Source organism: Oryzibacillus soli (assembly GCF_051594765.1).
Lineage (GTDB): Bacteria > Bacillota > Bacilli > Paenibacillales > NBRC-103111 > Paenibacillus_AR.
In genome coordinates this window covers 1-18,524 of sequence record NZ_JBPPGJ010000025.1, presented here as the reverse complement: position 1 = coordinate 18,524, position 18,524 = coordinate 1, and the positions used below count along the sequence as shown (strand labels likewise).

At 57.8% G+C, this 18,524-nt stretch carries 20 protein-coding genes, 1 rRNA gene and 1 riboswitch; of the genes, 4 read left to right on the top strand and 17 right to left on the bottom strand.

Annotated elements, in window-relative coordinates; all coding sequences use genetic code 11:
• Window positions 1-57: 57 nt before the first annotated feature.
• The 4 genes from yabG to ACSEXW_RS25090 all read right to left on the bottom strand — a co-directional run bounded on the left by yabG (window position 58) and on the right by ACSEXW_RS25090 (window position 3,671).
• Window positions 58-918 carry a sporulation peptidase YabG gene (gene yabG, locus ACSEXW_RS25105; RefSeq protein WP_438448940.1) on the bottom strand — a complete coding sequence of 287 codons (861 nt, stop codon included), beginning with the start codon at window positions 916-918 and terminating at the stop codon, window positions 58-60.
• 127 nt (window positions 919-1,045) lie between these two features.
• A complete protein-coding gene (gene rsmA, locus ACSEXW_RS25100) occupies window positions 1,046-1,945 on the bottom strand; it encodes a 16S rRNA (adenine(1518)-N(6)/adenine(1519)-N(6))-dimethyltransferase RsmA (RefSeq protein WP_438448939.1) in 900 nt (299 codons plus the stop codon).
• Window positions 1,942-2,490 carry a ribonuclease M5 gene (gene rnmV, locus ACSEXW_RS25095; protein WP_438448938.1) on the bottom strand — a complete coding sequence of 183 codons (549 nt, stop codon included), beginning with the start codon at window positions 2,488-2,490 and terminating at the stop codon, window positions 1,942-1,944. The genes rsmA and rnmV overlap by 4 nt, the downstream gene beginning before the upstream one ends.
• 86 nt (window positions 2,491-2,576) lie before the next feature.
• A complete protein-coding gene (locus tag ACSEXW_RS25090) occupies window positions 2,577-3,671 on the bottom strand; it encodes a resuscitation-promoting factor (RefSeq protein WP_438448937.1) in 1,095 nt (364 codons plus the stop codon).
• Between the two features lie 261 nt (window positions 3,672-3,932).
• Window positions 3,933-4,124, bottom strand: a riboswitch (cyclic di-AMP (ydaO/yuaA leader).
• Window positions 4,125-4,472: 348 nt separating this feature from the next.
• Here ACSEXW_RS25090 and ACSEXW_RS25085 point away from each other — a divergent pair.
• Together ACSEXW_RS25085 and ACSEXW_RS25080 are read left to right on the top strand one after the other, a co-directional pair.
• A complete protein-coding gene (locus tag ACSEXW_RS25085; protein WP_438448990.1) occupies window positions 4,473-5,222 on the top strand; it encodes an ABC transporter ATP-binding protein in 750 nt (249 codons plus the stop codon).
• Complete coding sequence (locus ACSEXW_RS25080) at window positions 5,219-6,439, top strand: ABC transporter permease (RefSeq protein WP_438448936.1); 1,221 nt, start codon at window positions 5,219-5,221, stop codon at window positions 6,437-6,439. The genes ACSEXW_RS25085 and ACSEXW_RS25080 overlap by 4 nt, the downstream gene beginning before the upstream one ends.
• Before the next feature lie 66 nt (window positions 6,440-6,505).
• On the opposite strand, the gene ACSEXW_RS25075 is transcribed toward ACSEXW_RS25080, so the two are convergent.
• The gene (locus ACSEXW_RS25075; protein ID WP_438448935.1) at window positions 6,506-7,273 is read right to left on the bottom strand and encodes a TatD family hydrolase; all 768 of its coding nucleotides are present in this window, start codon (window positions 7,271-7,273) and stop codon (window positions 6,506-6,508) included.
• A gap of 35 nt (window positions 7,274-7,308) precedes the next feature.
• Window positions 7,309-8,592 carry an HD domain-containing protein gene (locus ACSEXW_RS25070; protein ID WP_438448934.1) on the bottom strand — a complete coding sequence of 428 codons (1,284 nt, stop codon included), beginning with the start codon at window positions 8,590-8,592 and terminating at the stop codon, window positions 7,309-7,311.
• A 336-nt stretch (window positions 8,593-8,928) separates the two neighbouring features.
• On the opposite strand from ACSEXW_RS25070, the gene ACSEXW_RS25065 reads away from it, so the two are divergent.
• Entirely contained in the window at window positions 8,929-9,183 is a 255-nt protein-coding gene (locus ACSEXW_RS25065; RefSeq protein ID WP_438448933.1) for an AbrB/MazE/SpoVT family DNA-binding domain-containing protein, read from the top strand.
• 143 nt (window positions 9,184-9,326) lie between these two features.
• On the opposite strand, the gene rsmI is transcribed toward ACSEXW_RS25065, so the two are convergent.
• From rsmI to ACSEXW_RS25015, 10 genes are all read right to left on the bottom strand, one after another.
• The gene (gene rsmI / locus ACSEXW_RS25060) at window positions 9,327-10,223 is read right to left on the bottom strand and encodes a 16S rRNA (cytidine(1402)-2'-O)-methyltransferase (RefSeq protein WP_438448932.1); all 897 of its coding nucleotides are present in this window, start codon (window positions 10,221-10,223) and stop codon (window positions 9,327-9,329) included.
• A 4-nt stretch (window positions 10,224-10,227) separates the two neighbouring features.
• A complete protein-coding gene (locus tag ACSEXW_RS25055) occupies window positions 10,228-10,986 on the bottom strand; it encodes a tRNA1(Val) (adenine(37)-N6)-methyltransferase (RefSeq protein ID WP_438448931.1) in 759 nt (252 codons plus the stop codon).
• A gap of 571 nt (window positions 10,987-11,557) precedes the next feature.
• A complete protein-coding gene (gene yabA / locus ACSEXW_RS25050) occupies window positions 11,558-11,914 on the bottom strand; it encodes a DNA replication initiation control protein YabA (RefSeq protein ID WP_438448930.1) in 357 nt (118 codons plus the stop codon).
• Window positions 11,915-11,967: 53 nt separating this feature from the next.
• Window positions 11,968-12,774, bottom strand: a complete 807-nt coding sequence (locus ACSEXW_RS25045; protein ID WP_438448929.1) for a PSP1 domain-containing protein — start codon at window positions 12,772-12,774, stop codon at window positions 11,968-11,970.
• Between the two features lie 70 nt (window positions 12,775-12,844).
• Entirely contained in the window at window positions 12,845-13,822 is a 978-nt protein-coding gene (gene holB, locus ACSEXW_RS25040) for a DNA polymerase III subunit delta' (RefSeq protein ID WP_438448928.1), read from the bottom strand.
• 17 nt (window positions 13,823-13,839) lie between these two features.
• Complete coding sequence (locus ACSEXW_RS25035) at window positions 13,840-14,286, bottom strand: YaaR family protein (RefSeq protein ID WP_438448927.1); 447 nt, start codon at window positions 14,284-14,286, stop codon at window positions 13,840-13,842.
• 37 nt (window positions 14,287-14,323) lie between these two features.
• The gene (darA, locus tag ACSEXW_RS25030; RefSeq protein WP_438448926.1) at window positions 14,324-14,653 is read right to left on the bottom strand and encodes a cyclic di-AMP receptor DarA; all 330 of its coding nucleotides are present in this window, start codon (window positions 14,651-14,653) and stop codon (window positions 14,324-14,326) included.
• A gap of 128 nt (window positions 14,654-14,781) precedes the next feature.
• Entirely contained in the window at window positions 14,782-15,435 is a 654-nt protein-coding gene (gene tmk / locus ACSEXW_RS25025; RefSeq protein WP_438448925.1) for a dTMP kinase, read from the bottom strand.
• A 2-nt stretch (window positions 15,436-15,437) separates the two neighbouring features.
• Window positions 15,438-16,943: an aminotransferase class I/II-fold pyridoxal phosphate-dependent enzyme gene (locus tag ACSEXW_RS25020; RefSeq protein WP_438448924.1), complete on the bottom strand. Its 1,506-nt coding sequence runs from the start codon at window positions 16,941-16,943 to the stop codon at window positions 15,438-15,440.
• Between the two features lie 109 nt (window positions 16,944-17,052).
• Window positions 17,053-17,238, bottom strand: coding sequence for a sigma factor G inhibitor Gin (locus tag ACSEXW_RS25015; protein ID WP_438448923.1), 186 nt, complete (start codon window positions 17,236-17,238; stop codon window positions 17,053-17,055).
• Between the two features lie 220 nt (window positions 17,239-17,458).
• Between ACSEXW_RS25015 and ACSEXW_RS25010 the strand changes: the two genes are divergently transcribed.
• Complete coding sequence (locus ACSEXW_RS25010; RefSeq protein ID WP_438448922.1) at window positions 17,459-17,986, top strand: hypothetical protein; 528 nt, start codon at window positions 17,459-17,461, stop codon at window positions 17,984-17,986.
• A gap of 442 nt (window positions 17,987-18,428) precedes the next feature.
• Here the strand turns inward: ACSEXW_RS25010 and rrf are convergent.
• Window positions 18,429-18,524: ribosomal RNA gene (gene rrf, locus ACSEXW_RS25005) — 5S ribosomal RNA — on the bottom strand; the annotation flags it as partial.

Below are 18,524 nucleotides of genomic sequence, written 5' to 3'. Positions count from 1 at the left end.
TCTCTATTGTTCCCGACTTCGGAGGGTTTGGCAACCCTTGGGGCGCCAGGACGGCTTCTAAGGCTGCTTGAGCTTGGGAAGCCCCATCCGGTGGCTTCCCCTTGTCTCAATGCCGCCCAGCCCATCCAGGCCGCTCATCGTGTGTTGGAGGACGTCCATAATCGGAACCGTGTCCTTGATCGAAGTGAACGCCACCTTGGCGGCGATGTATAGCGGATCCAGCGCATGGATCAGCACGCGGCCAGGGGAGCTGGCATAGTTGGCCCCTGCCTGGAGCAGCGCTTCAAAATGGGATTGGCACGCCCCAGCAATCACAACCAGCGAATCCCGGTTTCGCTCGTACTGCCGGGCTACCCGGACCGCGTTGACGAAATTCTGCGAATTCTTGTAGCTGTTCAAGCTCTGCATGCTGGCATCCTTGCGCTCCTTCAGAATGCCGTCGTGCCCCGTGACCACGACGATATCCGGCTTCACCTGAGGCAGGAGGCGCACCAGCGCATCCGCCATGTTCGTCTCCGGCACGTAGATGCCCTCGGCCGGCACCCGCAGCTCTCCGTACAGCGCCATGCTCTTGCGGAGATAATTCGGATCGCCGTCGAGATGAAGCACCTTACCCGGCACCTCAAAATACGGGTAGCTGTTCCGGTCGGGCTTCCCCCCGCGGGCGGATCGACGATCCGCTCCCGCCGGCTGCTCCCGAGTCATCCAGCTGCGCATCTCGTCGCTTTTTCTTTGCATGTCCTGCTCGTGCTCGTCCAGAAGCGTTTGGGAAGCCGGCACCAGATCGGCAACCGAGGCATCGGCCAACAGCCGGTAATCGATCCCCCGGAGCAGCGCCGTTTGATAAGTAAACTCTTGAATTTTGAAAATGACGTCACCGCCATAGGATTTCCGGACAACCAGGTCACCTTGCTTCATGTGCGAAATCCCCTCCTTCGTGTATCGTATGAGGGGGATGGGCGTTTGGTGCGGGTCGGGTTATTGTGGAATGCTTCTCACGGAACGAAAAACTCCCCCGCCCTAAGAGGCGGGGGAGCTGCAATTGCTATAGCGTCACGCCTGCCCGGGACAGCGCCGCGGTCAGCGAGGCGTATTCCTGCAGGCTCAGGGTCTCCCCGCGCCGGGACGGGTCGATTCCGGCCTCCTGGAGCGCCGCCTCCATACGGGGCTTCGTCTCCTTGGTGAAGAAGCGGCTCAGCAGATTGTTGCTGATGGTCTTCCGCCGCTGGGCGAAGGAGGCCTGAACCACCTCGAAGTACAGCTTCTCGTTCTCCACCTGCACCGGCGGCTCCTTCCGCACCTGCAGCCGGATCACCGCCGAGTCTACGTTGGGCTGGGGGATGAAGACGGTATGCGGCACGATGGTCACCACCTGAGGCTCGCAGTAGTACTGCACCGCAATACTCAGGCTGCCGTAGTCCTTGGTGCCGGGCTTGGCCGCCATCCGGTCGGCCACCTCCTTCTGAATCATCACGACGATGTTCTCCACCGGCAGACGCTCCTCCAGAAGCCGCATGATGATCGGCGTGGTGATGTAATACGGCAGGTTGGCCACCACACTGACGCCTGACATTCCGGCAAAATGCCGCTCGAACACCTCGTTCAGGTCCACCTTCAGCACATCCCCGTGGACCACGGCAGCGTTCGCGTAAGGAGCCAGCGTCTCCTCCAGCACCGGCAGCATCCGCTGGTCGATCTCGATCGCTACCACCTTGCCCGCCTGCTTGGCCAGCTGCTGTGTCAGGGCCCCGATGCCCGGACCGATCTCCAGGGCGCCCTTGGATTCGTCCAAGCCAGCAGCGGAGACGATCTTGTTCAAGATGTTCAAGTCCACCAGGAAGTTCTGGCCCAGGCTCTTCTTGGCGGCCAGATCATACTTTTTCAGGACTTCCTTCGTTCTCGCCGGTGTGGCGACATCTGCAATCACATTCGGTTTCGTATTCATTCGTAGCCCTCTTTATGGAATCGCTCCAGCGCGTTTTGGAATTCCTGCTTACTGATCTGGAACATCTGGCACCGCTTATGGAACTGCTTGCCGTTGGAATAGCCGATGCCGAGCAGCCGGCCCATGGCCTTGCGGCGCTCCGCCGCCTGGGGATGGACGATGAGGCCTGCCTCCATCAGGTCCTCCCAGGCGATCTGGGAGCCCTCCTGGGCGAAGTCCGTCTTCACGTTGGCAAGCGCCCGGCGAATCATCTCCGGCGTTGCGTTCTCGATGCCGACGTCGCCCTTCACCGTCACTTCCTCCTGGGTCAGGAAGGCCTGCTTGCAGCCCGGGAAGCGTTCGGTGATGAGCCGGCGCAGCCGCTCCCCCGCATGGTCCGGGTCCGTGAAGATGATGACGCCCCGCCGCTCCAGAGCCAGACGGATCTTCTCGTACACGTCCTTGTTGATGGCGGAGCCTCCGGTTTCGATGGTTTCCGCCTCTACGGCCCGCTTGATGGCCACCGTGTCGGATTTGCCTTCTACCACGATAATTTCTTTGATCATAGGGTGCAACTTTTCCTCCCGGCCAATCGTCTGTTCAAATAGGAAAAGAAGAGGCTTCCGCCTCTTCCTTGAATCGCATTGTGAAATTAATCAACCGTCGGCTTCTTCGGACCGATGACATACACGGTATACCCGCGCTTGGTGCCGAACTTGGTGGCATAAGACATACTGTCGAAGTAGACGTCGATGGTGTTACCCTTCACGCCGCTGCCGATATCCTCCGCTCTGCGGAAGCCCAGCCCTTCGATGTACACCCACCAGCCCAGCGGGATGACGTTCTTATCGACGGCGATCGTCCGGCCTTCCGTCACCGTGGTGCCGGTATAGGTCAGACCGAATTGGGGATGGCTGTCATCCTTGCCCGTCGATGCCGCGCCGGCCGAATAAGCGGTCAGCGTGACGTTGTTCAGAACCTTCTTATATCCAAATTTTACCCCGCTCTTGGTGATTTCATCCACGTTCGGAGAAGAATTCGACAGAACCGTAACCACAGGAACCTTGGTGCCCACCGCTACGACCTTGCTTACGCTCTCGGCCTTTACGGTTTCGCCCACCTTGTTCTCCGATACCAGGACTCCATCCTCATACACTTTCTCGGTCTGAACGACCTTGGAGCCTTCCACGCCTTCCTGCACGGTCTGGGACTTGCCCTTCAGCAGGTTCCCATCGTTCTGCGTCACTGTATCGTAGGCGATGGCGACAGTCTCCTCGGAGACCTCCTTCTTCACCCGTACGATCTTCAGATCAGCACCGGACGCCAATGTCGACTCCGGCCCGGGGCTTACCTTATCCAGCTCGCCCACTTGAATATTCAGGTCTTCCAATGCTTCTGCAACCGTCTTTCCGGTTGTGTACAACGTCACCGTCTTGCCATCGGCGGTCAGTTGAATAGGCGAGGTGTGGTTAATGACGATGGCGTCGCCGTTCTTGAGCTTGGTGTCAAGAGGCAGCGAGATCCGGTCATGTTCGCCGACCTGAATGGCTTTGTCATCCAGTAGGTGTTGCAGGACAGAGCTCTTCGTGACCATCACGGTCTCTTGTCCGTCGACCACTACGGATACGCGCTTGGTAGCCGTACCGTACAACAACATGAAAAACATGAATGCCAGAGCTGTGAAGATCAGAGCAGCGATTCCGATCAAACGCCCGTTTTCATGCTTCCATCGCAATGCGAAGGCCATGCTGGATGATCGTCTTACATGGGGTTCCGTTGTTACAGGGATTGCGCCCACTTCATTCGGTCCTCCTTCATAGTCCCGCCGTCAAGTATGATGCATGCTGGGTTTGACGCGACTATTGAGTAATGATAATGCTTGGTCCTTTCTTACGAATTCTCTGGAGCAATGGGAAGGAAGAGGTCACACGAAGCGCAAAAAGCCCCGTGAAGAGGAAGCTCTTCTCGTGGCTGGGCATGACAAAATAAATTCATCAATGCACGACAAGTGTCCTCTCTTCAACGCTTACGAGGTTAGCTGACGGATTCGGACGTAAGAGTCGCCCTACCTACGCGGCTGCGAAGCAGCCATCTAAGGATTCACCCCAAAACCGTGCCGTTACTAAGGCCCAGCATGCACCTCAGTCGTTCACATTCGGTTCCCCCGTTTCCCATAGTGGAAACTCAGCGAATTGGAAAATTGGCAAGCATTATTAAGTTATCTTGAACTGTATGATAATGCCTTACAGGAAAGTTGTAAATAGCGAAAAGTCTATATATGGCTCAAAATTGCCCATGTATGCGATTAAAACCCGCTTTTTTGGCTTCATATCCCACTTGTTTCAGCCATTATCTCCGTTTTTCTTCATTCGGACCCCGATTTTCGGAAAAATGGTGAACTTTCCATCGCACAGCGGCATCAATTCGCCCCATTTGGACAGGCCATTTGAGAACAAATTGACTCGTCCGGGACTTTTTCCCATAATATTTTTAGAGAGGTCTGAACGCGATTTCCAGTACCTTTATTCCAACGAAGCAGGTGGTCCGAATCGATTCCATACTCCGGATTGAGGGCTTGTACGGAGGATATTTCCCCCATAAACCCGTCTTGAAAAACGTAACGTTCGACGTCCGTCAGGGCGAAATGGTCGGGCTGATCGGCCTGAACGGGGCCGGCAAGAGCACCACCATCAAACACATCCTGGGACTCCTTCAACCCCAGAAAGGAGAGATCCGCGTGCGGGGCTTGACCCTGAAGGAGGATCCGGAGCCTTACCGGTCCGCCTTCGCCTTCGTGCCGGAGTCCCCCGAGCTCTATGAGGAGCTGACCATCCGCGAGCACCTGGAGCTGACGGCCCGGGCTTACGGTCTGAAGGAAGCCGAATGGGAGCGACGGATGGAGCGGCTCCTCGGCACCTTCCGGATGAAGGAGAAGCTGGGAAGCTTCTCCGGCCATCTGTCGAAGGGCATGAAGCAGAAGGTCATGATTATGAACGCCTTCCTGGTGGAACCGCCCCTCTACATCATAGACGAGCCATTCCTCGGCCTGGACCCCCTGGGCATCCGTTCCCTCCTGGACCTGATGGTTGAGATGAAGCGCCAGGGTGCCAGCTTCCTGATCAGCTCCCATATCCTCTCCACCATAGAGCGCTACTGCGACCGGTTCGTCGTGCTGCACCAGGGGGAGATCGCAGCCCAAGGCCCGTTGGAGCAGATCCTGGAAGCTGCGGGGCTCCGGCAGGGGACGCTGGACGACGCCTTCTGCCGCCTGGTGGCCGGAGGAGGGAGTCCGGCATGACGGACCTGAACCGGCTGTGGTCCAAGCGGGCCGCCGCCTTCTGGAAGGAAGCCGCCGTCTATTGGAGCTATGCGGCTCGAAGCGGCCTGACCGCCTTTCTGCTCCTGTTCTTCATCATCGGCTCTTATGCCTATATGACCGTTCTCAAGACGCTGCCGGCCGATTATCCCTACTGGAGGATCACCACACCGGTCTTGGCTGCGGTTATCGGCTTGTCGCCCTACCGGACTTTCCTGAAGCAGGCGGACCAGGTGTTCCTCATGCCTGCGGAGCTGAAGCTCGGGCGAACCTGGCTCTACAGCGGCGTCTATAGCTACCTGTTCCAAGCCGCTTGGACCCTGGGGGCGCTCTTGATCCTGTGGCCGCTGTACGCTCATTGCGAGGGAACGGCCGCAGTGCCCTTCGTGAACGCAGCCGCCTCCGTCCTGTTCGTCAAGGCTGCCTCCCTGGACCGGCGGGTGGCGGAGAGCAAGCTCCTGTACCGGACCCACCGGATTCCGCTATCCATCATGCGGTGGGTGATGTCCGTTGTGTTCGCGTTCATGGTCCTGACGCAGGATTATTTCTACGGCGCGCTGGTGTTCTTCCTCTTCTACCTGCTTCATGCCTTCACCGCGCGGATCCTGCCGTCACACCGGATTCCATGGGAAGTCTGGATCCGCAAGGAAGCCGACTACCTGAAGGTGCACTATACCTTCTTCAGCTGGTTCGCGGACGTGCCGAAGCTGCCTGCGCGTCCCAAGGCGCGCAGACTCTGGGCAGAGGCTGTGAACCGGCTGCCGTTTGACAAGAGCGAAACCTATCGCTATTTGTACTTCAAGACCTTCCTCCGCTCGGAATGGTACGGCATTACGGTGCGGATCCTGGCGGTTGCCGTCTTCCTCCTGATCTTCGTGGAGAATGCCGTCGCAGATCCGCTGATTTACGCCGTGGCGCTGCTGATGACCTCCGCCACGGTCTCCTCCCTTGATCAGGCACACCGATACAGCTTCTGGCTGGAACTCTATCCGGTGCCGAAGGGGCTCCGGACCAACGCCATCGTGACGACTGCCGGCTGGGCCCTGAACCTTTGGAACCTCTTGGCAGGAGCCGCTCTCATCCTCTTCCACGGCGACAAGCTCCATGCCGTAATCGCCGTGGCGCTCGGCTTCCTGTATGTGTACTATTATAAGAACGTTCCGCTGCGCAAGAGAGCCTCCGCCCGGGAGGATGATTAGTCCATAACCGCAAGAAACCCGCCTGCAGGCTCTCCGAGGAGCCCGGGCGGGTTTTTTTCGGTTTTTTTAACTCAGCTGAAGCAGCTTCTTCGCGTTCTCCGTGGTATGGTGAGCCAGCTCCTCCAAGGGAATTCCCTTGATCTCGGCAGCCGCCTCGGCCACCAGCTTGACGTAGCCGGTCTCGTTGCGCTTGCCCCGGTGCGGGTGTGGGGTCAGATAAGGGGCGTCCGTCTCGATCAACAGGCGGTCCATGGGCACCCGGGCCAGCACCTCTTTGGGCTGGACGGCATTCTTGAAGGTGACCGGGCCTCCGAACGAAATGTGGAAATTCATGTCGAGACACGCCTTGGCCGTCTCCCAGCTTCCGGAGAAGCAGTGCATGATGCCGCCGACCTCCGCCGCCTTCTCCTCCTTCAGAATCGCAAGGACGTCTTGATGAGCATCCCGGTTGTGGATGATGATCGGCTTGCCGATTCGGCGGGCCAGCCGGATCTGCTCCCGGAATACCCGGTGCTGCACCTCCTTGGGGGAGGTATCCCAATAATAGTCCAGGCCGATCTCGCCGATGGCCACCACCTTGGGCCGCTTGCACAGTTCCTCGATCTCATCCAGATCCTCCGGCCGCATATCCTTGGCATCCTGGGGGTGCCAGCCGACGGCGGCATAGATGAAGGCATAGTCTTCGGACAGCTTCAGGGTGGTGGGGATGGTCTCGCGGTTGAAGCCGACGTTGACGATGCGGGTAACGCCACTCTCATACGCGTGCATCAGCGCGTCGTGGCGGTCCTCGTCGAAGGACTTGTTGTCCATATGCGTGTGCGTATCGGTAAACATGAGTTCTGCTCCTTTGGTGGAATGTCGCTGTGGGCTTAGGTACGCTTCTCTAGAAACCGTCTCAGATCCTGGGGCAGGCCCTTGGAATCCAGCAGCTCCTCGGGAAAATACAGATGGTGCTGCCCGAGCCGGATGCCGCTGATGGACCGGACAATCTCCGACTTGCGAGAGATCTCGAACAGCTGGTCCTTGGCGTCCAGCAGGAGGATCGGCAGCTTCTCATCATGCTCCCCCGGACGGTAGACGTCGTAGGGCAGATCCGCCGGGAAGTCGATCTCCATATAATAGGCCGAATCGTAGCCCTCCATAGACATGCTGTGGCGGATCCGCTCCAGCACAGGGACGTCGATCCGCTCCAGAGGAATGTACTTCAGCAGGCAGCGGTGGAGGAACCGGCGGCACAGGTCCGACAGAATCGCGTCACGCTCCTCCATCCATTGGGTGAACACCATCTGCATGAAGGCCTCATCCAGCTTGATGTATTCCGGAATGGTCAGCTTCCCCTCGAACAGATTCCGCATAGGTTCGACAAAAAAGGAAAACCGGTACCCCTCCTCATAAAGCACCCGGGCTCTTGCGAATATTTTATGGAGGAGAATCTCTGCGCTTCGGGTGACCGGATGGAAGTAGACCTGCCAGTACATCTGGTACCGGGACATGAGGTAATCCTCGACGGCGTGCATGCCGCTCTCCTTCACCACGATATGGCCCTTGTAGGGCCGCATCATCCGCAGGATCCGCTCCAGATCGAAGGTGCCGTAGTCCACACCGGTAAAATAGGCATCCCGCAGGAGATAATCCATGCGGTCCGCATCCATCTGGCTGGAGATCAGGCTGACCACGATTTCCTTATGGTACGTCTTCGAGATGACGGCGGCAACCTTCTTGGGCAGCTCCGGATCGACCCGCCGCAGAATCCGGTTGATCTCCGTATCCCCCAGCACCATCCGGCAGGTCCAGGCCTCGTGATGGGTACCGAAAGCTTTTTCCACCGAATGCGAAAAAGGGCCATGGCCGACATCATGCAGGAGTGCCGCGCACAAGCAAAGAAGCCTCTCCTCCGCCGGCCAATCGGGATATCCGCTCCGTTCAAACTGAGAGATGATTTTCCGCGTTATCTCATATACACCGAGAGAATGGGAGAACCGGCTGTGCTCGGCTCCGTGGAAGGTCAGATAGGAGGTGCCCAGCTGCCGGATGCGCCGGAGTCTCTGGAACTCGATGGAATTGATCAACTCCCATATGGTTTGGTCCTGCACGTAAATATAGTTATGTACGGGGTCTTTGAACACCTTTTCCTCTGTCAATTTAACTGTCATCCTCCACCGCCTCCTTTTCGACTTCCCTGAAACTATTATTCGACACGACAATAGAGCTTTTGTCGAATGCTGTCGTAAACCAACTTCCAATTCGGACGGCCATTTTTTCGGCAGAAACTCCCTATTTTACTTTAAAGCAGTAAACGAAAATTGATTTTGTGGAACTATTTATGAGATACTCGTGTCAAAAGCCCCAAATTACCATCATTTGGTTGGAATAATTCTCAAAAAACGGTTGACTATTATGGGAATGGTTGGTATCATAAAAGCATGAACGATGTCGAAAGATGACGATTCTACTCCACATACAAAAATTTGAGAGGGGAACCTATTGCCATGATGAAATCCACAGGTATTGTTAGAAAAGTTGACGAGCTGGGCCGTGTTGTTATTCCGATCGAGCTTCGCCGCACACTGGGCATTGGCGAGAAAGATGCGTTGGAGATTTATGTTGACGGTGAGCGCATCATGCTGAAGAAGTATGAGCCTGCCTGCATCTTCTGCGGCAACGCAGAGAATGTGTCCTATTTCAAAGGAAAAATTGTTTGCAATGTTTGCTTAACAGAAATGCCAACACCTGTGACAAAATAAGAATTATAGTGTATAATGATTTTATAACCAATGTTAATTCTAACCTTTTTAATATCTCCTCTGATCCCTGGGCAACTGCGCAAAGCCGGCGTAGTCGCTTGGGGATATTTTTTGTCCTCCGGGAGGAAGGAACGGTCCGGCCGTTACTCCTCCTCCAGAAGGGCCTGATAAATCTCCCGCTTGGATACGCCCCGGTCCTGGGCGGCCTTCTTCATGGCTTCCTTCCGGTCCAGCCCCTGCTCCCCGTAATGGTCCACGTGCTCCCGAATGCTCTTCGCCTGCCACCAGTCTCCGGAATCGGCTACCCCGTATGCACCGGAGGCCGCTCCGGCTTGGGCCCCTTCCACCACGAGGCAGTATTCGCCCAGCGGCGGATGCTCCTCCAAGTAGGCCAGGGCCTCCTCCAGTGTCCCTCGTGTAAATTCCTCGTAGCGTTTCGTCAGCTCTCGCGCCAGCACCACCCGCCGGTTGCCCCAGACGTCCAGCATAGCCTCCAGCGTCTTCGCCACCCGATGCGGGGATTCGTAGCAGAGGAAAGTCGCCGGATCTCCGGCCAGCGGGGCCAGAGCCTCCTTCAACCCCTTCTTCTCTCTGGGTAAAAAGCCTCCGAACCGGAATCCGGCGGTCGGCAATCCCGAAGCGATCAACGCGGACAAGGCCGCGTTGGCGCCGGGGACGGGAACAACACGAATGCCCTCCTCGACGGCCAGACGAACCAGATCCTCGCCCGGATCGGAGATAGCCGGCAGCCCCGCGTCGCTGACCAAGGCAATGGTCTGTCCTTCCTTCATGAGCCGGACCAGCTCCGGGCCGCTGGCATGCTTGTTATGCTCGTGGTAGCTGACGAGCCGCCCTCCGATGTCGAAGTGGGTCAGCAGCTTCCGGGTCTGCCGGGTATCCTCGGCGGCGATGATGTCCGCTTCCTTCAGCGTCCGGACGGCCCGGAAGGTCATATCCTCCAGGTTGCCGATTGGCGTGGCCACCAAGTAGAGCGTCCCTTCGGAGCCGGGCCGATCGGCGTAGCTTTTTTGGATCTGCATGGGGTTACGCTCCTTCATCCGGCCGCAGGCTGTCCGCCTGGCCGTAATAGATACTCTGCAGCTCCGGCGTATAATGGCCGTCGGGACCGTACACCAGAAGCGGCGGAAGCAGCCGCAGGTCCGGCTTGCCCTCGCGGATGCCCTCCACCAGCACCATGTTGGCTTCCTCCTCCGCTCTCGGGTGGACGAATCGCAGGCGCTTGGGCTCCAGCTTGTACTTCCGCATCAGGGTGACGATATCCACCAGCCGGGTGGGCCGGTGGACCATGGCCACCTTGCCCCCGTATTTCACCAACCGGCTGCAGGCTGCAATTACGTCCTCCAGCGTGCAGTAGATCTCATGCCTGGCGGCAGCCAGATGCAGGTTGGCGTTCTGCTCCCCCGCCGTCACCGGCATATAGGGCGGGTTCACGGTCACCAGATCGTATGTGCCCATTCCAACCGTCCGGTGAATGTCCTTCAGGTCCCCCTGGTGGATATGAATGCGCTCCTCCAGCCCATTCAGGGCCACGCTCCGCGCCGCCATGTCGGCCAGGCGCTCCTGGATCTCCACGCCCCACAGCTCGGAGCGGGTGCGGGTGCTCACCAGAAGCGGCACCACCCCGTTGCCGGTGCAGAGGTCCATAATCCGGCCGCGGGCCGGCACCGAACAGAAGCGGGCCAGCAGCACCGCGTCCATCGAGAAAGCGAACACCTCGTCGCTTTGTATAATCTTCAGATCGTTGCGGAGCAGATCGTCCGCGCGTTCATGATCTCGCAGCATGCGTATGGGACTCCTCTATGTATATCTTTCGTATCCACCGGCGGACAAGCGGGCGTAGACCGCGGAATCCGCAGGCAACCGGCGACGGGGAGAGCGGGCGTAAGGCTCAGCGGTAACCCGTCAGGTTTTAGATTGTGATCTTGTCTTTAGTCTTGTGGGGATGGCGACGGGGAGAGCGGGCGTAAGGCTCAGCGACCACCCGTCAAGACTTGCTCTGCGCCGAACAAAGAGCTTCAGGGCCAGCGGACCTGACGCGGCTCCCCGCACGCCCCCCCTCCATCGCGCACCAGTAGCAGGCGGCAGGGGCAACACGTTCCGGAAGGACGCCACCTTCCAGCGGGTTCCCGCCCTTCTGCCCGGCCGCCGGCACCAGCCGGCAGGCCCGGCAGAAGGGCGGGAACGATAGCGCTCCCCCACCCCACGTACCTTCAACGACGGCCCAGGTCCCTCCCACGCCACATTTCCGGGGGAGCCGGGGCGGATAGCGCCCGGCACCTCCCCCTTGGCCAAGGGGGAATGAGGGGGATCGCCCCACACAAAAAGGGGGACCTGGGGGAAGCCCCCAATCCCCCTATTTATTCAAAAAGGATAAGCAAAACAAGCAGTCGCCTTCCGTACGCAAGTGACCGTAGTACACATTACAGATGTGAAAGCCTTCATGGTACAGCCGGGTCAGATTATCGTAACCCTCCCGGGTTAACGGGGAGGACACCTCCGGCTTAATGGACGAAGCCACAGGCTCCTCATCCGGATCCGGATAGGTGTCCGGACGAATCAGCTTGCGCAGCTGCTGGTTCTCGATGCCCAGGCGCTTGTTCTCCTCCAGCAGCTCGACCACGGTGGCCTTCAGCTTAGTTAAGTCCGCATACATGTTCCCCATTTGCTCTTCCATAGCTTCGATTTGCGTAAAGATCTCTTTTTTATCCAACCGTTGTCACCTCAGTGAGCCTATCCTGAAACCTGCAGCATGGACGCTGTATCTTAGTCTTGCTCCACCACATCATCTCCGGGCAGCTCCAGCACCCGGTTATTCTGCTCGAACAGAACGACCTTGACCGTCCGGTTCTCCACGTTCAAGCCGATGACCTTACCTTGTCCCAGAGAGGTGATGACAATCCGTCCCACCTTGGGCAGCTCGGTTTTCCCGCTTTCGTAATTGTCATGCTCATACTTCAAGCAGCACATCAGCCGTCCGCACAGTCCAGAGATCTTGGTAGGATTTAAGGATAAATTCTGGTCCTTCGCCATCTTGATCGAGACCGGCTCGAAGTCCCCCAGGAACGAGGAGCAGCAGAGAATCCGGCCGCAGGGCCCGATGCCTCCGAGCAGCTTCGCCTCATCCCGCACGCCGATCTGGCGCAGCTCGATCCGGGTCCGGAAGATGCTGGCCAAGTCCTTCACCAGCTCCCGGAAATCCACGCGCCCTTCCGCCGTGAAGTAGAAGATGATTTTGTTGCGGTCGAAGGTATATTCCACGTCCACAAGCTTCATCTTAAGCCCGTGGTCCCGAATTTTGTCCTGACAGATGCCAAAGGCGTCCTTGGCCGCGGTCTTATTGCTGTCGACGATCCGGGCGTCGTTCTCGTCCGCGATCCGGATCACCTTCTTCAGCGGCAGCACCACGTCATTCTCGGGAACCATCCGTTTCCCGATCACGACCTTGCCGTATTCCAGCCCGCGGGCGGTGTCGACGATGACACTGCTGTCTTTTTCCACAGGCAAATCAATCGGATCAAAATAAAACACTTTGCCCGCTTTTTTGAAGCGAACGCCCACTACGGAATACACGTCTTATCACCCCTGTTATATGAAACTCTTCGAGGAAGAGAATGGGTCTTTCCAAAATAAAAATGCGGACCTATGCCTGCATGGCGATAATCGCCTGTTCCAGGGCCAGCTGGGGATTGGCCGGACCCCGCAGCTTACGCTGCAGCTCCACCATCTTCTCCATGCTGCGGACCCAGTAAGGCATGTCCCGGCTCATCGCAGGTTTCGTCATAGCGTCCATCTGATCTATATAAACGATGCTTGTCTTGCGTCCGCAGCGCAAATGAATGATATCCTTCAGCCACAACAGCCATAAATCGACGATCAGCGGCAAGCGCTCCGCCAGATCCGACTTGAATACGGTCTGCTGGGCCGTCACCAGCACATGGGGGAAACGTGTGAGCGTTTCCTGAGCCAATTGTAACATTACGTTTCGAGCTTCTGCAAACTCCTTTGATTGGATAAAGGCACGAGCCGCTTCCACGCCTCCGGCCACGTGAGCCGCCGACTTCACCAGCTCCAGCGGATGGCCCTCCTGGCGGTGCAGAATCTCGATCATCTCCTCCACATGGAGGGGGGCAAAGGGGATCCACTGCGCCCGGGACTGGATGGTCGGAAGCAAAGCTTGTCCGTTCTCCGTGATTAGAATGGCCATAATGTCCGCGCTCGGCTCCTCCAGGAACTTCAGCAGGCTGTTGGCGGCCTGCACCGTCATCCGGTCGGCTTGGTGAATGATGTAGATCTTCTTCTGCTCCCCGCTGGACCGGTAGCCCAGCTGCTTCTGCAGATCCCGGATCTGCTCGATCTTCACGCTGGCTCCGTCCGGCTCGATCCGAATCAGGTTCGGATGATTGCCGTGCTCCACCTTCCGGCATTCCACACAGGTGCCGCAGGCATCTCCGGTCCCGGCCGTGCAGAACACTGCCTGCGCCAGCTGGACGGCCATCCGGCTCCGCCCGGAGCCGGATGGACCGCTGAAGATATAGGCGTGGGACAGCTTGCCGTTCCGGAGTCCGTTCTGCAGCATCCGCTTGGCGCGTTCCTGGCCCGGTATCGATTGAAACGACATGATGTCTTCCCCCGCAGTCAAAAGCTTAAATTAATCAGCATCCCCTTAATCTCCCCGACCCGGTACAGGATCTCAATCTTTCCCTGCTCCGTCTCGAGAAGCTCGTCGGCCATAGCCAAGAGGTGCTCATCGATTTCATCCAATACTTTGTATCGCTTGGTCCGGCCCCGCCGGTCCCAACCCCGGGTATCCTTCAGCCCGACGCCGCGGCGTGCCGTCTCCTCCAGAAACTGCTTGATCAAGAGCTTATACTGCCGGAGCTCCCGGACGGTCATGGACTTGCTCAGCCGCTCGCCTTGAAGATGAATCTGCTCCAGCAGCTTGTTCAGCTGCTCCTGGCCGGCCCTCTCATCCTGCTGGCGCAGGTTGTCGGAGAAGCTCTTGCCTTCCACAGCGGGGGACGGAGCAGACTCCGTTCTGCGAATCTCTTGTCCGAGAGGGCGCCAGCCCGGATTGATTTTCATGAAGGCTCCAACCTTTCTTCAAGAAGGACGGGTCCGCTTAATAATGCTCGAACCGTTCCACCGGCATGACGAACACGGCCGCACCGCCCACTTGTACTTCAACGGGGAATGGAATGTAAGAGTCCGACGTTCCGCCCATGGGCGAAACCGGGGTCACCAGCTGTTCACGGGTCTTGCAGTTCGTCCGGATCACCTGCAGCACCTCCGGCACGCGCTCGTCCTCGATCCCGATCATAAAGGTGGTATTCCCCGCCTTCAGGAATCCTCCTGTACTTGCCAGCTTCGTTGCCCGGAATCCTTCCTTGATCAGCGCATTGGACAACCGGTTGCTGTCTTTGTCTTGTACGACGGCAATGACCAGCTTCATACGAAACCCTCCTCCTTCATTATACAATACCTTGATAGGATTCATCCTGCTGCATCATATGAAACCAAGCCCAGCTGCGTTCCTATAGACGCGGGAAGGATTTGACAGGAATGTACTAATGGAACTAATTAGACATCCCGGGGGTCTTTTCCTGCTTCGAGCTTTAACTCCACGATTTTTCGCACTTCGGACCAGACGGCCTCAGGAGTACGGTCCGCATCGATCCTGACGATCCTTCCGGCAAAACGCTCCGCCACCACCCGGTACCCTTCCCGGACCTTATGATGGAACGTGAGCCCCTCCAGATCCAGCCGGTTGATCTCCCGGCCTTGATCGGCGTGGATCCGGGACAAGCCCGTCTCAGGGCTCACATCCAGCCACAGAGTCAGGTCCGGCATGCGATCCGACGTGGCGAACCGGTTAATGCTGTACACCTCGTCGATGCCCAATCCCCGGGCATAGCCCTGGTAGGCCAGCGAGCTGTCAATGAAGCGGTCGCAGATGACTACGGCTCCCGCCTGTAGCGCGGGGATCACCTTTTGGGCCAGGTGCTGGCGTCTTGCCGCTGCATATAGGAGCGCCTCTGTCCGGGCGTCCATGGCGGTGTGGGACTTGTCCAGAATAATCGAGCGGATCTTCTCCGCGATCTCGATGCCCCCTGGCTCCCGGGTCACCATGACAGGATAGCCCTTCGCCGTCAGCTCCTGCTCCAGATGGCGGATAACCGATGTTTTGCCGGCTCCTTCGCCGCCTTCGATACTGATGAACCATCCGTTAGGCACCGCTATTCTCCATTCTCACTTAAGATTAGTATACTACAACCGGACGGGTCTTGCAGACCGCCCTGAAACCGTGCCCCCGCCCTTGCCAGCTGCCGGATGCGCTGCGCCGCCGCGGGACGGATCACTTCTCCGGCGAACAGAAGCGGGATGCCGGGCGGATAAGGAATCACCGTTTCCGCCGAAGGTCGGCCTATCGCCTCCTCCAACGGTACGGCCGTCACGCCCGTCGATCGAATCTCCATCGTCATGGGCACTGGGTCCCCGATATCCGAGGCCGCTGAATCCTTCTGTTGGAGGAGCTCCTGTACCGATGGCACAACCGGAATTGCAGCCTCTCCGCCCATATCGCGATTCCCAGCCAGATCACGCTCCAGGAGCTGAAGCACCTGGAACAACCGGTCCAGCTCCTCCTTCCCGGTGGCCAAGCTGCAGGCCAGCAGCACGTGACGGTCATCGGCCATCTCTGTGATGATCCCGGACTGACCCAGCCGTTCCTGCAGCTGGAAGCCTGTTAAGCTGGACGAGGAGTCGTACAGCGTGATTTTGAAGGGATCCAGGGTTTCATAAGGGGATGTGCCGGGTATCCGGCGCACGGGACGGATGAAACGGAGGCGATCCAGATCCTTCAATAACCCCGCCAGCCATCCGATCCTGAGCTCCAGAAGGTTCCTGCCCTGCGTTGCAGCCAGCCTGCGAGCCAGATCCAAGGAAGCCATCAGCGGGTAGGAGGGGCTGGAGCTCTGCAGCATGGCCAGCCGCTGCTCCACCCTTCTCCGGTCTAGCCGGTCGCCCTGAAGGTGCAGCATCGCCCCCATGGTCATGGCGGTGAGCATTTTGTGAGTGGATTGGACGACTCCGTCGGCGCCGCAGGAAAGGGCGGAGGCGGGTACCGCCGGGTGAAAGCCGAAATGGGCTCCGTGCGCTTCATCCACCAGCAGCGGCATTCCGGCCTGATGGGCCGCATCCGCGTAGGGGCGAAGATCAACCCCCATCCCATAGTAGTTCGGATTGGTCAGGAACAAGGCCTTCGCGTCGGGATAGGCTTCCAGCGCCCTCTTCACCGTATGGAGCGACACGCCTGCAGCCAGCCCGGTATCGGGATCAAGCTCCGGCTGCAGGAATACCGCCTCTGCTCCAGCCAGCATCAAGCCGTGTATCACGGACTTGTGGGCATTGCGCTGAACCAGGATCCGCTCCCCTCTCCCGCACACCGCGGTGATCAAAGCCAAGTTCCCCGCCGTGCTACCCCCGACGAGAAAATAGCTCCTCTCCGCCCCGAAGCATTCTGCTGCGAGACGCTCAGCCTCCAGAATGACCCCCTCCGGGTGGTGGAGGTCGTCCAAGCCTTCAATCTCCGTATAATCGATGCCCATAACGGGCCCATAACTTGCAAGCTCCTCCGGCTCCAGCTGCGCGCCGAATTTATGCCCCGGCACATGGAAGCTGGTCTCCCCCTTGGCACGCCGGCCGGCCAGCGCTTCGAACAAAGGGGCTGTCTGCTGATTCATCGGGTCGATCCTCCACATTCTCTCTGCACACGAAAAAAGAGGATAAGATCGTATTCTCATCCTCTTCTACTATATGAAAAAAACCTCTTGAATGAAAGCACGAATCCGTCTAGGCATTTTTTCTGTACCAAATTTGTTTCATCTGGTGGATGAAGAATGGATATTTGGCATCCTGCACATCCGTCCGGACCATCTCCATCTCGCAGCCTTCGCAGATAAACTCGGACACAATCGTAATCCCATCCCGGCCGGAGCCGCCGCAGATGATGCAGACCTGATCCTTTTGTTCTTCCATGGCGTTCTCACCTCTAGTCTTTTACCTATCAGTATGTCCGAAATCTATCCTTTTAACCCTCTTTCAAAGTTTCGGAATCGGTATTTGTTGTATATTTCTATGTGGGCGTGGGTGGAATGGTGTTTGTACGGGATTTATTTCGTATTCGGGGGCTGCGGCTCTATACTCTGCCCGACCGGATGCCGATATTATGGAATAGAAGACTTACAGGAGGAAGGCTATGGCAAAGCACCGCATCTCGGAAGACTCCACTGTTTATCATTATACGCTATTATACCGGTTTACGCGCAAACATCCATTTTATTGGACCTATGCGGCTGCCATGCTCCTGTGGCTGGCTGTGGACGTGATCTATTGGCAGGCTCATGGGCTCGTACTGTTTCTCGGCACAGGCTTGGCGGGGCTGGTGCTGCATGCTGCCATCACCTTGCTGCTGCTCCGGTTCGCCCAGGGCACGGTCCCGCGGACCTGGGGATGGGCCGCAACCTTCCCGTTCTACGGCTACCTGCCTTCCGGCTACATTCCCGTCAGCTCTTGGAACCGGGCCAACCGGCACCGGTTGACCATCGGCTTCGCCCTGGTGGCTCTATTGTACGTATGGCTGCCCTTCCCCTGGTTCGCGAACGCTGCAGCCGCCCACTACTTCCTTCTGCTGCCGCAGCTGATCTATGTCAGCAGCTGCCGCCGGATCAACCGCAGCGGTCTGGTGAAGCTGAACCCGCAAGACATCTCGTTGTATAAGGCTTAAAAAGTGCTCTAACGATCACCACAAGCGTTATTTAGCTCATATAGACCATTCAGAGAGTCTAACGGTTGCAGGGATCGTTATTTCGTGTAAACAGGGATTCCTGCGCGCATCCAGGTTAAATAACGCGGCTAATAACAGTTAGAATTCTACTGACGGCGTTTTCGGTACAATAGCTCCGGTGGCAACCGTTAGATTCCAAACTCCGCACCTCCACGGCGAGCCCTCTGGTCAAAAGACCAAAGAGCTCGTTTGCGCTTAGAGACGTCCATTCCGCACCTCCACGGCCGCCATATGGCGGTATTGCCGGGTGGTCGGCGTCCAACATCTCGTGCCGGGCTAGCTTCTTCGCTGCAACGATAAGTAGGTTCGGACACTCTACATCGTAGGACCTCGCGCACAAAACAAAGAAGCCTCTAAGCAATATGCTTAGAGGCTTCTCAGTGCTTGGCGACGTCCTACTCTCCCAGGACCCTGCGGTCCAAGTACCATCGGCGCTGGAGGGCTTAACGGTCGTGTTCGAGATGGGAACGCGTGGTTC

Bases quoted from the DNA above. Each gene is read 5' to 3' on its own strand.
- yabG (WP_438448940.1), bottom strand. From the start codon at position 918: ATGAAGCAAGGTGACCTGGTTGTCCGGAAATCCTATGGCGGTGACGTC.
- rsmA (WP_438448939.1), bottom strand. From the start codon at position 1,945: ATGAATACGAAACCGAATGTGATTGCAGATGTCGCCACACCGGCGAGA.
- rnmV (WP_438448938.1), bottom strand. From the start codon at position 2,490: ATGATCAAAGAAATTATCGTGGTAGAAGGCAAATCCGACACGGTGGCC.
- ACSEXW_RS25090 (WP_438448937.1), bottom strand. From the start codon at position 3,671: ATGGCCTTCGCATTGCGATGGAAGCATGAAAACGGGCGTTTGATCGGA.
- ACSEXW_RS25080 (WP_438448936.1), top strand. From the start codon at position 5,219: ATGACGGACCTGAACCGGCTGTGGTCCAAGCGGGCCGCCGCCTTCTGG.
- ACSEXW_RS25075 (WP_438448935.1), bottom strand. From the start codon at position 7,273: ATGTTTACCGATACGCACACGCATATGGACAACAAGTCCTTCGACGAG.
- ACSEXW_RS25070 (WP_438448934.1), bottom strand. From the start codon at position 8,592: ATGACAGTTAAATTGACAGAGGAAAAGGTGTTCAAAGACCCCGTACAT.
- ACSEXW_RS25065 (WP_438448933.1), top strand. From the start codon at position 8,929: ATGATGAAATCCACAGGTATTGTTAGAAAAGTTGACGAGCTGGGCCGT.
- rsmI (WP_438448932.1), bottom strand. From the start codon at position 10,223: ATGCAGATCCAAAAAAGCTACGCCGATCGGCCCGGCTCCGAAGGGACG.
- ACSEXW_RS25055 (WP_438448931.1), bottom strand. From the start codon at position 10,986: ATGCTGCGAGATCATGAACGCGCGGACGATCTGCTCCGCAACGATCTG.
- holB (WP_438448928.1), bottom strand. From the start codon at position 13,822: ATGTCGTTTCAATCGATACCGGGCCAGGAACGCGCCAAGCGGATGCTG.
- ACSEXW_RS25035 (WP_438448927.1), bottom strand. From the start codon at position 14,286: ATGAAAATCAATCCGGGCTGGCGCCCTCTCGGACAAGAGATTCGCAGA.
- darA (WP_438448926.1), bottom strand. From the start codon at position 14,653: ATGAAGCTGGTCATTGCCGTCGTACAAGACAAAGACAGCAACCGGTTG.
- ACSEXW_RS25020 (WP_438448924.1), bottom strand. From the start codon at position 16,943: ATGAATCAGCAGACAGCCCCTTTGTTCGAAGCGCTGGCCGGCCGGCGT.
- ACSEXW_RS25015 (WP_438448923.1), bottom strand. From the start codon at position 17,238: ATGGAAGAACAAAAGGATCAGGTCTGCATCATCTGCGGCGGCTCCGGC.
- ACSEXW_RS25010 (WP_438448922.1), top strand. From the start codon at position 17,459: ATGGCAAAGCACCGCATCTCGGAAGACTCCACTGTTTATCATTATACG.